This is a genomic window from Clostridium folliculivorans, from assembly GCF_024341905.1.
GTDB classification, from domain to species: Bacteria; Bacillota; Clostridia; order Clostridiales; family Clostridiaceae; genus Clostridium_AR; species Clostridium_AR folliculivorans.
This window is the reverse complement of record NZ_BQXY01000003.1, coordinates 575,895-592,641: the sequence shown is the minus strand read 5'-3', so window position 1 is coordinate 592,641 and position 16,747 is coordinate 575,895. Positions and strand designations below refer to the sequence as shown.

The window sequence follows — 16,747 nt, the reverse complement described above, 5'->3', positions numbered from 1 at the left end:
TTTATCCTTTAATTTAAAGGATATTAATCTAACATATTTATTAGGTTAATTTTTTTATTTACTGTATAGTTTTTATCATCGAAAAAGATAATAAATTTAATTTTAATTAATTTGAATGATATAGATGTCTATTAAAAAACGAGCAAAGTATGGAGGAAGAAATATGGAGAGAGTAGTATCATTTATTTCAGCATTAAGTATTGTTTTTAATATGTCTACTAGCAGGATATCTAACTATAAACAACCAAGAATAATAGATGCATTTATTTTGGCTTATGATGAGATGTATAAAGGAGATAAAGTATTAAGTAGAGGAAAATACTTAGTTTTAGATATGGAATCACTGTACTTTACTGATACAACTTATGAAGAAAGAGAAAAAGCAATTCAATACTTTAATAAAAAATATAATAAAACAGTATTGAATGCTTCCTTGTTTAAGCTTCAACAAATTGGCTTAGCGAATAATATGGGATCTCTTAAGATAGATGGAAACTTGCTAATGTTCACTAGCATCGAACCAGATGGTGATGGAGGAACTGTTGTAAAAGGATATAACTGGGTGAGCCCTGTTGGAGCAAGTGAGTTTAGGATTATCTTAAAGATTATTGACGGACAGTGGAAGGTTGTAGAAAGTAAGCTACTTGGTGTTGCTTAGCATAAACATTATATAGATGAACCACTTCATAATAGAATTTATATTGTTAAATTCTCTCACCAGAACCCATGAGAGTTTTAACAATAGATTTAGGATCGAAGTAGTTCATCTTTAAACAGTATTAAAGTGCAATATAAGTGAAACATTAATATATGGGATTAGGTTGAATTGCCGGTATGTTAATTATATAACGAAAACTCACATAATCAGTAGAGGATTAACTTGATTTTTAAATTGGTTCAATTTTACATATTGATACTGCAGGATGAGATATTTTAGTTGAAATCGATACAAGTTATATTGAACAATTATAAGAGAGTTTGTCTCATGATAGCTTACATAAGCTAGATAACGTAATGCTTTAGGTAATAAACAAGAATATTATTTATATTACAATTCATAAATAATACTTATGAATTATGGTTAAAAAATTAATTGGATTAATATAAAGAGCACCTTTATAATAAAGATGTCAGATTGTTAAGTGATTAACTTGACAATCTTTAATTTGGAAATATGAATATTATATACCTAATTTGAAGGAGAGATTTATTATGGCAGAACGTATAACAGGACATACTGAACTTATTGGATTAATTGCATACCCTATCAGACATTCAAGTTCACCAAGAATGCATAACGAGGCATTTGCAAAGTTAGGATTAGATTATGCTTATTTAGCGTTTGAAGTTGATAATAGTACATTAGAAGATACTATAAAAGGTTTTAGAGCAATGAAGGTAAGAGGAAGTAATGTTTCAATGCCTAATAAGACAGTAGTTCATAAGTATCTAGACAAATTGTCACCAGCAGCTGAGCTTTGTGGAGCTGTAAATACTATTGTAAATGATGACGGTGTTTTAACAGGACATATCACAGATGGAATGGGTTATATGGCTGCTTTAAAAGATGCTGGTATAGACGTAATAGGAAAGAAGATGACGATTGTTGGAGCAGGTGGTGCTGCAACTGCAATAGAAATACAAGCAGCTTTAGATGGTGTTGCTGAATTATCAATTTTTAATATTAAAGATAGTTTCTGGGAAAGAGCTGAGCAAACTGTAAGAAATATTAATGAAAAAACAAACTGTAAAGCTACATTATACGATCTATCTGATTTAGATACGTTAAAGAAAGAAATAGAAAGCAGTTATCTATTTACAAATGCAACAGGAATGGGAATGAAGCCTTTAGAAGGAAAGACTTATATACCTGATAAATCTTATTTCCGTCCAGAGCTTATAGTAGTAGATATAGTTTATTCTCCAGCTGAAACAGCAATGCTTAAAATGGCAAAAGAAGTTGGATGCAAGACAATGAACGGACTTGGCATGATGTTATTCCAAGGAGCTGCTGCTTTTGAAATGTGGACTGGAAAGTCTATGCCAATTGAATACATGAAGGAAACATTAGAAATAAGATACTAGAAATAAAATACTAAAGATTAAAGTTCAATAGAATATTAGATTAAGGGGACAAAAATAATGGAACAAAAAATCAACTATAAAAAGTACTATTTAACGGCATTCGTACTTTATTTAAACTACTTTATACACGGGATTGGGGTTTCAATTTTAGCTCAATATAAGCAACAATTTGCAGCGCAATGGGGAGCGAAATTACTTGCAAATGGTACTTATGATGTTAGTTCTGTTGTAATGGTTATAGCAGCACTTGGTCTTGGACGTTTAGTAGCACTTCCTTTTGCTGGACCGCTTTCAGATAAAATAGGTCGTAGATTCTCAGCACTTATAGGGATTTCATCTTATATTATATATCTAGTTGGTATAGCATTGTCACCAAATGCATCAGTAGCATATCTTTGTGCTTTAGTTGGTGGTATTGCAAACTCATTCCTAGATACAGGAGTTATACCTGCATGTATGGAAATACTAGTTGAATCTACTGGACTTGCAAGTATTCTAACAAAATTATTTATATCAATTGGACAACTAGGTCTTCCAATGATGATAGGATATGTAGCGGCAAACCATATGTCATATAAAACATTATTCTTCGTGATGTCTGCATTGTTTGTAGTTATAGCAATTTTAGTTTCAGTTATGCCAATGCCTAAATCAAGTTCAGATAGTAATGGACAAGCTAAGCAAGAATCGTTATTCCAAAAGATAAAATCAGTAAAGTTTACGCCAACAAGTATTGCACTTATATTAATTGGATTTACATGTACTTCAACTTTCCAACTTTGGTTAAACTGTATACAAGAATTTGCAAAATCAACAGGTCTTAAGAATCCAAGTGTTATTCAATCATACTATTCTATAGGTACGATAGTTGCAGTTATTCTTACTGCAGTACTTGTAAAACAAACTATAAAGCCTGTTAGAGTATTAGTTGTATATCCATTGATTGCAATGATCATGTTAATAATTGTTTATGTTGTAAAAACACCACAAATCACTTTAATAGGTGGATTTGTAATTGGTTTCTCAGCTGCAGGCGGTGTATTACAGTTAGCGGTTTCTACTATTAATGATATGTTTCCTAAGATTAAAGGAATAATTACAAGTATTATAATGATAGCATCAAGTGCAGCAAACTATGCAGTGTTATCAGTAGCTGGAGCACTAACTAAATCTTTCGGAGTAAACGGACCTAAATATGTTTTATTATTAAATATAGGAATAACATTTATTGGAGTATTACTTGCAATATATGTTAATATGAGTTATGGAAAAGTTTCGGTTGAAGAAAAGAGTGCTAGAGCATAATCAAGGAGGTAACTATGAATACAGTTAAGATTAAGAATATAGTATTAGGTGACGGCATTCCAAAGATATGCGTGCCTATAGTAGCGAAAACTAAGGAAGATATAATAGCAGAAGCATTAAGTTTTAAGGATATACATGTAGATGTAGTAGAATGGCGTGTTGATTGGTTTGAAGATGTTTTTGATATTGAAAAAGTTAAGGATGTCTTAAAGGATTTAGTTCCTGCTTTAAATAATATACCTCTCCTATTTACTTTCCGTACATCTAAAGAGGGTGGAGAAAAGGTAATTGATGCAAGAACATATGCAGAATTAAATAAGGCAGTTGCTGCTACAGGTTTAGTTGACCTAGTAGATGTTGAAGCTTTTACAGGCGATGAAGTGGTTAAAGATATAATTGAGAGTGCACATGCTTCAGAAGTTAAGGTTGTTGCATCAAATCATGATTTTGGGAAAACTCCATCAAAGGACGATATAATCTATCGTTTAAGGAAGATGCAGGATTTAGGAGCTGATATTCCTAAGATTGCCGTTATGCCAAAATCAAAGCTAGATGTATTAGAATTACTTGAAGCTACAGTAATAATGTCAGAAAAATACGCTGATAGACCGATAATCACAATGTCTATGGCTGGAACTGGTGTTATAAGTAGATTAACTGGAGAAGTTTTCGGATCTGCTTTAACTTTTGGAGCTGCTAAGAAGGCCTCAGCACCTGGACAAATTGGTGTAGAAGATTTATATGGAGTATTACAGTTACTACATAAAAGCTTAAAGTAATATAGCACCTACAGCAGAAATGCTTTGATTTAAGCAAAATATTGAGCAAAGTAAATCTGAATAATAAATATAAGGTTATGAACTTCTAACGGTTCATAACCTTATTTGCGTATCTATAAATCTTAATATACAACTAAAATATCATTTATTTGACTATGTTCAAGAGTATTGTTGAAATTAATTGGTTATGCAGGAGATACTATATGAGCGAGCTATTAAAATTAAATGATTTTTTCATATGTAGTGGCGTTAAAAAACTGTACTGTTCGAACGTAGTGAGTTTACAGTTTTAGCCACGGAATATGACAAAATCATATTAATTCTTTGCGTAAGCTCATTAAAGCATCGGATGAATAACCAATTAATTTCAACACAGTATTACAGTATTAAATAAACAAATCACTATTTTTGAAGTGATCTTCGCGTCCATTCATAACAAAATCCTTAAATAAGTGAACTGTAGGGCTTAAGTATTTATTTTTCATATATGCAAGGTAGATAAATCTTTTATGGGGAGGGTTTACTATCTTAAGAGTTTTCACATCAAATTGCTTTATTACCCATGCATTTGGTACCACTGCAATACCGTAGTTGATTGAAACAAGGCCACCAGCAGCACTATCTTCTTCTACCTCACAAATAATATTAGGAGAAAAGTCTACCTTTGCGAAAAGATCATCAATTATAGGTCTAAGGCCACTTAGTTTGTTGTAGTATACAAAAGGATAAGGCTTTGTATCTTTTAAATCTATACTATCAAACGAAGCAAGAGGATGATCCTTCGAAACTATAAGAACTAACTCTTGTTCTGTGACAGGAATGAAATTAATGTTAGGCTCATTCTCTACATACGAACAAAAAGCCAAATCAAACTTTTCTTCCTTCAAACCCTGGATAATGTTTTTAGTGTTACCTTGGCTAAAATTAAAAGTTATATTTTTGTTTGCTTCTTCACTAAAAAATGTTTTAATCATGTTTGGCACAAAATGAGGTCCTAAGGTATATATAAAAGCCAAATCTATAGTACCGTGAGTTGGATTCACAAGTCTTTTTAACTCTTTTTCTCCCTTTTCTAATTCATTAAGAGAATTAGTCACATAGTTAAGAAAAAAACGACCATACTTTGTAAGTTTGATATTTCTTCCTTGTTTTTCAAACAGAAACACCCCTAGTTCTTTTTCTAGTTCGGATATAGCATAAGTTAAATTGGGCTGTGTTATCGAGAGTTTTTCGGCTGCTAAAGTAACATGCTCCATACCTGCTAATACTCTAAAATACTCAAGTTGCTTTAAATTCAATGGGGATCACTCCTTAAAATCTGATATAAATTATTATAGAACAACTCATAAAAAATATCTATGGATAAAGCATAAAATATTGATTAGATTTATGATAATGACCATATTATAATTAATTATGTTAGTTTGTTATTTAACAAATTAAGTTGAAGTTATTAATGGTAATTGGTTTGCATAACAAACCAAAAAATAATGTATTAAAAGAGTAAAAATCAAAAGATTAAATAAAAAAACGTTTAAATTACTTGGTTTTTTAAATGGAGGTCAAAAAAATTATGAAATATACCAATATTTTTAGTCCATTAAAAGTTAAAAACATGACAATAAAAAACAGAATAATAATGCCACCGATGGGGACAAACTATGCAAGTCAGAACGGTGAAATAAATAGTGATCATATAAAGTACTATGAACAAAGAGCAAAAGGCGGAACTGGGTTAATCATAGTAGAAAACGCAGCTGTAGAATTTCCTCTAGGATCAAATGGAACAACTCAGCTTAGAATTGATCATGACAGCTTTATGCCAGCATTATATAAACTAACAGAGAGAATGCATAAGTATGGTGCCTGTGTAGCAATGCAGATAAACCACTCGGGTGCATCAGCAGTTCCAGATAGAATAGGGTGTCAGCCAGTTTCATCATCAAATATTCCATCCAAAACTGGTGGTGCAGTTCCAAGACCACTAGAAAAGGAAGAAATACTTAATATAGTTGAGAAATATGGCAAGGCAGCAAAAAGAGTACAAACAGCAGGTTTTGATGCAGTAGAAATACATGCAGGACATTCATATTTAATATGTCAATTCTTATCACCTATATATAATAAGCGTGAAGATGAATTTGGTGGGAGTATAGAAAATAGAGCTAGATTTGCAAGAATGGTAATTGATAGCGTAAGAGCTGCTGTTGGACCAATGTTCCCAATTTTCCTTAGAGTAAGTGCAGATGAGCTTTTAGAAGGTGGTAATACTTTAGAGGATACTTTAAAGATATTAGAATATCTAAATGAAGAAGTTGATGTGTTCAATGTTTCTGCAGCATTAAATGATTCGCTGCAATATCAGATAGATAATATGAATCTTGAAGATGGATGGCGTTCATACATGTCTAAAGCTGTAAGAGAGAAATTTAATAAACCAACTATAACAACTGGTAACATTAGAAATCCAGAAGTTGCAGAAAATATTCTAGCAGAGGGACATGCTGACTTAATAGGAATGGGCCGTGGCCTTATTGCTGACCCAAATTGGGTTCTAAAGGTTAAGAATAATGAAGAAGATACAATAAGAAAATGTCTTTCATGTAATATAGGATGCGCTGGTCACAGAATAGGATTAAATAGGCCTATAAGATGTACTATGAACCCTGATACAATAAATGAAGATGAATACAAGAAGTTAAGAGTTAAAAAGCAAACTACTGTAGTTGTGATAGGCGGAGGATCTGCTGGGCTTGAAGCTGCTTGTACTGCAGCAGAAATAGGATGTACAACATTCCTATTTGAAGAAAAGCCATATTTAGGTGGACTAGCTAAAGAAATTTCTAAGCTACCAGATAAAAGAAGAATTTCTTATTTGCCAGAATACCTAATAAGAAGAGCAGAAGGGTTAAGCAATTTAGTGATTTATACCAATACAAAGGCTGACATTAAAGCTATAGAAAACCTGAAGCCAAATGTTATAGTAAATGCTACTGGTTCTAAACCATTACTTCCTCCTATTAAGGGATTACTTGAGCGTATAGATAAAAGTGAAGAAAATATATACTCAATTTTAGGACTTTTAAATAATATGGATAAATTTGAAGATGCTAAAGATAAGAAAGTAGTAGTTATAGGTGGTGGAGCAGTAGGACTAGATGTTGTAGAATATTTTGCCGAAAAGAAAGCAGAAGTTTCTATAGTTGAAATGATGCCTATGCTTGGAAGAGATTTAGATGTAATAACAAAGCTTTCTATGATGGATATAATTGAAAAAAATAAAGTAAATGTTCATACTGGAACAGCTTTGGTAGAAGTTGCATCTGATCACTTTAAGGTGAAGAAAGATGATAAAGAACAAAATTTAGATTTTGACTATGGCTTTGTTTGTTTAGGGATGAGATCTGAGAATCCAATACTAAATGATTTACAAAAGCATTTTGAAGAAAAAAATGTAGAAGTAATAAATATTGGAGATAGTTCAAAAACTAGAAAAATAATAGATGGTATGGCAGAAGGTAGAGATATAATCCTTACATTAGAAAAAATAGGGTCAATATAAATATAGAATACAATAACCAAACACCTAAGTTTCTTGGAAAATAAATACAAGAGATAGGTGTTTGGTTAGTTGGTTTTATTAAGTTGGAGGAATTTATGTTTAAAAGTAGGTATTTCAAAACAGCTCTGGGGATATATATTAGTTATGGTATGCTAGGAATGATATTAATTTTACTTTCCTCAAATATGGGATTTTTAATGAAGCAATTTAATACTGATGCCGCAGGTATAAGCTTTCTTATATCAGCAGAAGGGATAGTAAGATCTGCAACATTATACGCTGCTGGGAGATTGTCTGATAAGTTTGGAAGGAAAAGATTTTTATGCTTAGCACCACTAACAATGGTAGTTTTTTTAGTAGGGATACCTCTTTCACCAAGCTATGGTTTAGCTATATTATTTTCAGCTTTTGCAGGCATATCTCATGCTTTTATGGACGCGGCAAGTTATCCAACTTTGATGGAATGCTTTCCAAAGACACCTGGTACTGCAAATGTTTTAATAAAAGCTTTTGTAGCAACTGGAGGAGCACTTTTGCCCTTTATAATAGCTTTCTTTGTAGAAAGAAATATGTTTTATGGTAATACATTTTTCTTAATAGCTTTGATTGTATTTCTTAATGGTCTATTCATAATGGGAAGAAAGTTTCCACAGCAAAATGAGATTTCTGCTTCCAATGATAAAACGGATTCAAATGTTAAATTTTCATCAGAACCTGTATTTAGAAAAGAAGGAATAGCTTTAATAATAATAGGTTTTACTTCAAATTCTATATATACAGCATTTCAAATGTGGATGCCAACTTTTGGACAGAAGATCTTGGGGATGAATCAACTAACCTCTCTGAAGTTTATAACTTATTATAGTATAGGAGCGATTGTATCTGTATTTATATTAGCAAAATTACTTCAAAAAACAATTAAGCCTATATTAGTAACAGCAGTTTACCCTATAATAGGGATAATTTTTCTTATAATTGTGTTAATATTCAAGACCACAACTGTTGCTACTATAAGTTTTGCTTTAGCAGGTTTTTCATCTGCTGGAGTTTTACAAATGGCACAAACAACTATGGGAGAGTTATTCTGGAGAAATAAAGGAGCAACCATAGCTTTAGTTTCTACGGCTAGTGGTATAGCAGCTGCAGTAATACCGGCATCAACAGGACTTATATTAAGGCATTTTGGAATAGTATACGTTTTTTATTTTATGCTGGGGATATATGTAATAGCGATTATAGCATCTACAATTGCAAAAATGAGATATGATAAGGTTTTTGGCAAAAATAAATAATATTTAGATATGGTGCAGTAATAGGCTCAAAGTCATTTACTGCACTATATTTTTTTGTGTGCATAAGTTTTTAGTTTATATTTGTTATTAGTTATGTTTAAGTTTACAAAATAATTGTGTGAAATCATCGAAATAACTATAAATAAAAATATATAAGATTTAGTATATAATGAGTAAAAAACTAAACTTAAGTAACCTCTTTAACACACCAAATATCTCCGGTTTGTATAATTCTAAGAGTATTTTCTGTTGTATTGAAGGGTCCAGAAGAAGTTGACCAAAAGAATTTTAATTTAACAATATACTCAGTATCACTTATTTTGTTTTTAGAAATAACATCATATCTATCGAGCCAGGGACTTGATACACCATATATCCAATAGTTATCTTTTGGAACACCTAAATCTTTAATAATATTTGCTTTTAAATCCTTACAAGATACTGAGTAGTGGTAAACTCCATTTCTTGTTTTTTCAGACTTAGCCCAAATACTTATTACTTGTTCTGGAGAAGTAGCTCCAAATTCATCAAGGGCTTGTTTGAAAAGTTCAACTTGAGCTTTTGTCTGTTCAGGAGTAATTAAATTATCTTTTTTATGAGGAATCTGTTCTTTATTAAGATAAGCAGATAAATTATATTTAAGTTCCGTTTCAGAATAAGGTAAATTAGTTAATAGTGTAGACATCAATATGGTAGTAATGATTTTTGGTATTATATTCATAATATATAATCTCCTCTTTTAATTGATATAGCTATGATTCATAAGGCTTCGCCATAAGGACTTTTCTATAATTATAATTCCAAATTGAGATCGTAATTTATACATAAATATGATGGTGAGAATATTTACCCTAAATTAGAAATAATAAGATATTTGTATTGACATGGAGGTGGCTTCAGGTTTTATAGTTGAATTAATAAGTATAAATTTGGCAAAGTATTTTCGATGGAGGCAAATATGGATATAGGAAAATTTTCAAAAATTACAACCATATCAATTGATACGTTAAGGTATTATGACAAGATTAAATTATTAATTCCAGCAAAAGCAAATTCGAGAAGAATGTATACTGAAGAAGATGTTGAAAAGGCTTTAATTATAATAAAGCTTAAAAAACTCGATTTCTCTCTTGATGAGATAAAAGCTTTTTTTGAATTAGAGAAAAATATAGAACAATGTGAAGATATAAATGGCGAGAGTGTTAAGGATATAGAGATTTGTCTTAAGATGATTGAATTGAAATATAGGGCTATAGAAAGACAAGAAGAGGAACTTAGAATAGTTAAAACTGCTTTGAATAAGATGATTATTAAAACTAATAGTCTTATTCAAAATAGATGATATTAAAGCATCCCCTGACAACAATTTAATTTCAATAATACTCTTAAAAATATCCTAAAGATAAAGAAATGATTATACAAATAATTAAAGAAGGTGTTTGTATGAATATTGTATTCGTTGTAATAATTGTGATCTATGGACTGTTGAGTATAATTGCTGGAGCGCTTGGTCTCAAACAAAAGAAGAGTTCAAGGTTAGCTACATTAATGATGATAACTGGTGGAGTGCTATTAATTGTGTCAGTATTGATTACGAAAAATAACTTGATTTTATCAGCAATAACTCTCTTAGTTGGGCTAGTTCTTAATCATATATCTGCAATACTTAGTGGAATTAAGATTTATGGGAAAATAAATGTAGGACATCATATTATAAGACTTATAATATCTGTGGCAGTGATAATTTTATATTTTTTTATTCTTTAGGAATTTATATCTCAATTATATCTATGGATAATTATGCGAACAGACTTAAGACATAATTTAAGTTAAAGAATAAAAAAAGAAGAATATGTCGCCTGCCAGAATTTCTTCTCATACGTTCAGAAAAGGCAGATGCGCAAAAAAATCCACTAAAGAAGATCACTTTAGCGAATTTTTTATAATAATGGTATAATTTTCATAGTAGTATACAGTTTTTTAGTCAGCTAATATTTTGTGTACGCTGGAAAATTATTAGATACTAGAATTTTAGAACAAGTATGAATTGATTTTTGCATTGAAGAACCTAAGTGTAAGGAGAAATTATGTATAAGATAATGATAATAGAAGATGAAGAAAAGATAAGAGATATAATAACAGCTTCTCTTAAGAAATGGGGATTTGACGTTTGTTGCGTTGAAGATTTTAGTGATATAGTTGGAGGATTTGTAAGTTATTCTCCTAGTCTTGTACTAATGGATATAAACCTGCCAATATTTGATGGGTTTCATTGGTGTAATCAAATAAGAAATATATCAAAGGTGCCAGTATTATTCTTATCTTCAAGAAATACAAATATGGATATAGTCATGGCTGTAAATATGGGTGGAGATGATTATATAACCAAGCCTTTTTCTATGGAGGTATTGATAGCCAAGATAAATGCTGTTTTGAGAAGGACGTATTCTTACTCTGATGCTTCAATTGAGGTAATAAATTATAATGGTGTATTACTTTCACTTAAAGACAATACATTATACTATGAAAGTAAAAGTGTGGAGCTCACAAAAAATGAGTTCAAAATACTATATGTACTGATGAAAAGTCATGAAAGAATAGTAAGCAGAGAAAAAATTATGCAGGAACTATGGGAGGATGAGAGTTTTATAGATGATAATACGTTAACAGTAAACATAAATAGACTAAGAAGGAAGCTAAATGAGATGGGGTTAGAGGAGTATATAAAAACAGTAAAAAATCAGGGGTATATGGTAAAATGAGTCTTTTTAGATATTTAAAAGAGAATTTTAGGTTTTTAGTTTTTTACGTAATTCTTTTGGCTTTTATATTACTCTGTCTATATGTGGATAGTAGCAATAAAGTTTTGACTTCTAATTTAGTTTATATGATTACTGTATCTATTATAATGTTAGTATTTTTCATTTTATATGATTATACTGTTAAAAATAAGAATATAAAAAGTTTGAAAGAAATACAAAAGTCAGAAGATAAGACACCGATATTTACTAAAACTTTTGAGTATAAAGACGAAATATATCAGTTGATTATTTCTGATTTATATAAGGAGTATGTAGATTCCTTGAGAAATATAGAAGATAGTTTCTCTGAGAATAGTGAATTTATAATAAGCTGGGTACATGAAATCAAGACTCCGATAACTACTGCGAAACTTATACTAGATACAATAAATTTTCAAGAACAATTAACAGTAAATTCATTAAAGGAAGAACTTGATAGAATAGATGATTATGTTGAAAAGGTTCTATATTACTCAAGAAGTAATGATTTTTCAAAGGATTATGTTATAAGCGAAGCTGTTATAAATAATATTGTTAAGGAAAGTGTTAAGAAACATTCTATTATTTTTATAAGAAAACATATTATTTTTTTCAATAAAATTGATAATAAATTAACAGTTGATACAGATAAAAAATGGTTGGCATTTATAATTGATCAGATTGTATCCAATGCTCTTAAATATACCAAAGATGGAGGAAGCATAAGTTTTTATACCTCTAAAAATGACAATGAAATAGTGCTTACTATACAGGATGACGGCATAGGAATAAGAAGAGAAGATATAGATAGAATATTTTCTAAGTCCTTTACGGGCAATAATGGTAGGGATAATAATCTTAAAGCTACCGGTATGGGATTATATCTTGCTAAAAAACTTTCTACAAAGCTAGGGCATAGATTAACGGTAGAATCTGAATATGGAAAAGGGTCAAAGTTTAATATTTGCTTCCCCATATATGGCGATTAATGAAGTGGTATAAATATGTATCATTTCAATATGAAAATATAAATTATATAATGAAGTTGTATATCCATATTACAAATTTGTAAGTTTGAAAAGCAAAATGTAAGCCAAATAAATGGCAGTGCATTTTGTTTTTTTATATACTTTTAATATAGGATACAGCAAAGACAGTATGCTAAGGCTTAAGCTTTTTAAATCATTTTAAACATAGTATCAATGTGATTACTGTGCATCTACGAAATAAATTTGGAGGTATTTATATGGAAGTATTGAATATAAAAAACTTAAAAAAGGTATATGGATCAAAATTTGGTTCAGTAAAATACACAGCTTTAGATAATATAGATCTAAAGATAAGTGAAGGAGAATTTGTAGGGATAATGGGACCTTCAGGTTCAGGTAAAACTACTTTTTTAAATGTAATATCAACTATAGATAAGCCTACTTCAGGGAGTGTCTATATTGACGGTAATGATGTGACAAAACTAAAAGAACCTAATTTATCGAAGTTTAGAAGAGAGAAGCTTGGTTTTATATTTCAAGACTTTAATCTTTTAGATAACATGACACTTAAGGAAAATATAGTCTTACCTCTGGCTCTATCTAAAACAGCTTACTCAATTATCGAAAAAAGGTTAACTGACATTACAAATAAACTAGGAATAAGTGAAGTACTCAATAAACATCCTTATGAAGTTTCAGGTGGGCAGAAACAAAGAGCAGCGGCTGCAAGAGCTATGATTTCTAATCCATCTTTAATACTAGGGGATGAGCCTACAGGAGCGCTTGATTCCAAATCTTCTAAGGAGCTATTAGGGGCTTTGAATAAGTTGAATGAGAATAATAAAGCTACAATACTTATGGTAACCCATGATGTTTTTGCGGCATCATACTGTAAGAGAGTTATATTTATAAAGGATGGTAAGTTATTTAATGAAATATATAAAGGTGATATGACAAGAAAAGACTTTTATCAAAGAATTTTAAAGATACTTTCTGTCATAGGAGGTGATACTGATGACATTAGTTAGTATTACAACCAGAAATATAAAAAAGAATTTTAAAAATTATTGGTCATATTTCTTGAGTTTATCCTTCAGTATATTTTCAGTCTATCTTTTTATGTCTATTTTATACAGTAAATATATTCAGGGCGAGCTTGGAGAAATGAAGAAATTTATAACCTTATTTAATGTTGGGGCAGTAATGGTCGTGATATTTTCAGCATTTTTTATATGGTATTCTAATTCATTTTTTATAAAATCAAGGAAAAAAGAGTTTGCTACCTATATGCTTCTAGGAATGTCTAAAAATCAAGTTGCAAAGATTAATTTTTATGAAAATACATTTATTACTGCAATTGCATTGATTTTTGGAATAACATTGGGACTAATTTTTAGCAAGTTCTTCATAATGATTCTTTTCTATATGGTTAAAATATCATCAGTTGTGCCTTTTCAGTGGAATTTAAGAGCTATAAATATGACATTAAAGATATTTGGCACAATATATATTATTATTTCAATCCATGGTTCAATTATTGTAAGGAACAGTAATCTTATAGATTTATTCAATGCATCAAAAAGAGCTGAGAGAGGATTAAAAGTATCAGCAATAACATTTTTATTTACCATTGTATCAGTTGTTTGTATGTATTTTGGTTATAGTATTGCTATCCAAGAGTTAGGTAGCAATATACTTAAGGCTCCAATAGTTGTTGCACTAGTAGTAGTAGGTACAATACTACTCTTTACATCTGCTACATCATTTTTAATATATATAAATAAGAAAAATGAAAAGAGGCTTTTTAAAGGTACTAAGCTTATATCAACTTCACAGCTATATTTTAGGTATAGAGGAAATGTTGGAACTCTCAGTATCATTGCCATAAGTACTACTATTGCTCTTTGTGCATTGGTTACTTGTGTGGGTTCTTATACAAGAGCTGAAGAAAACTCAAGATATATGAGACCTTTTTCAGTAGAATATTTTGAAACAAAAGATGAAAATATGATTTTTGATAAAGTACTAGGTAATCACAAGGAAATATCAGTTAAATATTCGGATGAAATTGAATTACTTATAGTAAATGCAGAAGATCCACTTAGTAATAAAAATGCTGACTTTTATGTTATTAAACAAAGTGATTTTAATAAGGTAAATGAACATCAAAAGGTTGATAGAAAAGCAGAATTAGCTAATGAAGATGATTGCTACTTCATACAAGTGCAGAGCTTTGCCGCTAATAAAAATGCATTAAATAAAATGGTCAATATAAATTTAAAAGATAAAAATTATAATTTAAAGGTAGTACAAACAGATATAAAACCTTTCATAGCCCTTGATCATTTTAACCAAACTTTTGTAGTTAAAGACAATATCTATGATTCTATGAAATTAAACTCTGAGAAATCAAAGATTATTAAGATGAAAGGATACATCTTAGATAATGATTTCAAAGCACAAAATTTCTTAAGTGATTTACGGGGGGATTTTTATAAGGAAAGTGGACTCGTAACTTTTTATGAACATTATACAGATGGGCTAAAGTTATTAGGTATGATGGCTTTTATTGGGTTATTTATAGGTGCATTATTTATAACTGCTACAGGAAGTATAATATACTTTAAGATGGAGATGGAAGCAAGAGAAGATAAGGAGAAATTTATTACCTTAAGTAAAATTGGAGTAAGTAATAGTGAAATAAAAAGTTCAATTGCAAAAGAATTAGGATTGCTATTTGGGGCACCATTTATGGTAGCCGTAATAAACTCATTACCGGCAACCATTGCACTGGGAAAAATGCTTTCTTTAAAACTTATGAACAGTTTCATTGTGATAGCTTCAGTGTATGGACTTATCTATTGTGTGTATTACTTTGTGACTTTGAATTCTTATACTAAGATTGTTGTCAATAATAATACTTAAATTTTTTCTAGAAAGAAATTGAGTAAATCAGCAAAAATGCGCAACTAAAGTCTGATAAATTATTACAAGTTGATTATTGGACATTGAATTAGGGAATAAAGTATAATATCATATAATTAATAATTATTATTGATTGTACTTTATTCTTTAAGGAGATGGTTTTTTGAAGATATATTCATGGAATGTTAATGGGCTTAGAGCCATGATGAAAAAAGATTTTTTAAATTTTATAGAAACGGATTCACCAGATATACTATGTATACAGGAAACTAAACTGCAAGAAGCAACTTTAGATGATGCAGCTAGAAATATAAAGGGATATCATTCGTATTTTTCTTTCGCAGAGAAAAAGGGGTATAGTGGAGTAGCTACATATTCTAAGGCTGAGCCTATAAGTGTTAGTCATGGCATAGGAATTGAAGAATTCGATAGTGAAGGGAGAATTTTAATAACAGAGTTTGAAGGATTTACTCTATTTAATATATATTTTCCAAACGGACAGAGTAGTGAAGAAAGATTAGATTATAAGATGAGATTCTATGATGCTTTACTTGAATATTGTAATGAAAGAGTAAAGGAAGGGAAGAAGCTTATAATCTGCGGCGATTATAACACTGCTCATACACCAATGGATATTAAGAATGCAAAGTCAAATGAAAAGACTTCTGGATTCTTACCAATAGAAAGAGAATGGATGGATAAGTTTATTGCTAACGGATATACAGATACCTTTAGACATTTTAATCCAGAGACTATAAAATACTCATGGTGGAGTTATATGTTTAAATCCAGAGAAAGAAATACCGGATGGAGAATAGACTACCATTTTGTATCTAATAACCTATTAGAAGAAGTTATAGGTGCAGATATTCTGAACGATGTATTTGGTTCAGATCATTGTCCTGTATCAATAGAGATAAAATAATTAGCTGAACTTATTTAAAGGGTTCCTATATCGAAACTTAAGTTATACTTGTTCGATAATCACGGTTTCGGGTGATTATCGGGCACGTATAACTTAATAGTTGAG

The 16,747-nt window shown here is 30.3% G+C and carries 15 protein-coding genes; 13 read left to right on the top strand and 2 right to left on the bottom strand.

Annotated elements, in window-relative coordinates:
* Nucleotides 1-163 precede the first annotated feature (163 nt).
* The 4 genes from OCU55_RS12905 (at nt 164) to aroD (ending at nt 4,169) form a co-directional block, all read left to right on the top strand.
* Entirely contained in the window at nt 164-658 is a 495-nt protein-coding gene (locus OCU55_RS12905) for a hypothetical protein (protein WP_261852720.1), read from the top strand.
* Between the two features lie 554 nt (nt 659-1,212).
* On the top strand, nt 1,213-2,085 hold the full coding sequence (locus OCU55_RS12900) for a shikimate dehydrogenase (RefSeq protein ID WP_261852719.1): 873 nt from the start codon (nt 1,213-1,215) through the stop codon (nt 2,083-2,085).
* Nucleotides 2,086-2,142: 57 nt separating this feature from the next.
* Nucleotides 2,143-3,390 (top strand): MFS transporter, encoded by a 1,248-nt coding sequence (locus OCU55_RS12895; protein WP_345795593.1) that lies wholly within the window; start codon nt 2,143-2,145, stop codon nt 3,388-3,390.
* Between the two features lie 14 nt (nt 3,391-3,404).
* Entirely contained in the window at nt 3,405-4,169 is a 765-nt protein-coding gene (gene aroD / locus OCU55_RS12890; protein WP_261852718.1) for a type I 3-dehydroquinate dehydratase, read from the top strand.
* A gap of 386 nt (nt 4,170-4,555) precedes the next feature.
* Here aroD and OCU55_RS12885 read toward each other — a convergent pair whose 3' ends face one another.
* On the bottom strand, nt 4,556-5,467 hold the full coding sequence (locus OCU55_RS12885) for a LysR family transcriptional regulator (protein WP_261852717.1): 912 nt from the start codon (nt 5,465-5,467) through the stop codon (nt 4,556-4,558).
* Nucleotides 5,468-5,739: 272 nt separating this feature from the next.
* Between OCU55_RS12885 and OCU55_RS12880 the strand changes: the two genes are divergently transcribed.
* A complete protein-coding gene (locus OCU55_RS12880) occupies nt 5,740-7,731 on the top strand; it encodes an NAD(P)/FAD-dependent oxidoreductase (RefSeq protein WP_261852759.1) in 1,992 nt (663 codons plus the stop codon).
* Nucleotides 7,732-7,826: 95 nt separating this feature from the next.
* Nucleotides 7,827-9,023: an MFS transporter gene (locus tag OCU55_RS12875; protein ID WP_261852716.1), complete on the top strand. Its 1,197-nt coding sequence runs from the start codon at nt 7,827-7,829 to the stop codon at nt 9,021-9,023.
* Between the two features lie 187 nt (nt 9,024-9,210).
* On the opposite strand, the gene OCU55_RS12870 is transcribed toward OCU55_RS12875, so the two are convergent.
* Nucleotides 9,211-9,744 carry a hypothetical protein gene (locus OCU55_RS12870; protein ID WP_261852715.1) on the bottom strand — a complete coding sequence of 178 codons (534 nt, stop codon included), beginning with the start codon at nt 9,742-9,744 and terminating at the stop codon, nt 9,211-9,213.
* Between the two features lie 237 nt (nt 9,745-9,981).
* Here OCU55_RS12870 and OCU55_RS12865 point away from each other — a divergent pair, with 237 nt between their 5' ends.
* The 7 genes from OCU55_RS12865 to OCU55_RS12835 all read left to right on the top strand — a co-directional run bounded on the left by OCU55_RS12865 (nt 9,982) and on the right by OCU55_RS12835 (nt 16,642).
* The gene (locus OCU55_RS12865; protein ID WP_261852714.1) at nt 9,982-10,365 is read left to right on the top strand and encodes a MerR family transcriptional regulator; all 384 of its coding nucleotides are present in this window, start codon (nt 9,982-9,984) and stop codon (nt 10,363-10,365) included.
* A 101-nt stretch (nt 10,366-10,466) separates the two neighbouring features.
* Complete coding sequence (locus OCU55_RS12860; protein WP_261852713.1) at nt 10,467-10,790, top strand: hypothetical protein; 324 nt, start codon at nt 10,467-10,469, stop codon at nt 10,788-10,790.
* A gap of 320 nt (nt 10,791-11,110) precedes the next feature.
* Complete coding sequence (locus OCU55_RS12855) at nt 11,111-11,785, top strand: response regulator transcription factor (protein ID WP_261852712.1); 675 nt, start codon at nt 11,111-11,113, stop codon at nt 11,783-11,785.
* Nucleotides 11,782-12,792 (top strand): sensor histidine kinase, encoded by a 1,011-nt coding sequence (locus OCU55_RS12850; RefSeq protein WP_261852711.1) that lies wholly within the window; start codon nt 11,782-11,784, stop codon nt 12,790-12,792. The genes OCU55_RS12855 and OCU55_RS12850 overlap by 4 nt, the downstream gene beginning before the upstream one ends.
* Nucleotides 12,793-13,049: 257 nt before the next feature.
* Nucleotides 13,050-13,820 (top strand): ABC transporter ATP-binding protein, encoded by a 771-nt coding sequence (locus OCU55_RS12845; RefSeq protein WP_261852710.1) that lies wholly within the window; start codon nt 13,050-13,052, stop codon nt 13,818-13,820.
* Entirely contained in the window at nt 13,807-15,717 is a 1,911-nt protein-coding gene (locus tag OCU55_RS12840) for an FtsX-like permease family protein (RefSeq protein ID WP_261852709.1), read from the top strand. The genes OCU55_RS12845 and OCU55_RS12840 overlap by 14 nt, the downstream gene beginning before the upstream one ends.
* A gap of 163 nt (nt 15,718-15,880) precedes the next feature.
* The gene (locus tag OCU55_RS12835) at nt 15,881-16,642 is read left to right on the top strand and encodes an exodeoxyribonuclease III (protein ID WP_261852708.1); all 762 of its coding nucleotides are present in this window, start codon (nt 15,881-15,883) and stop codon (nt 16,640-16,642) included.
* Nucleotides 16,643-16,747 lie beyond the last annotated feature (105 nt).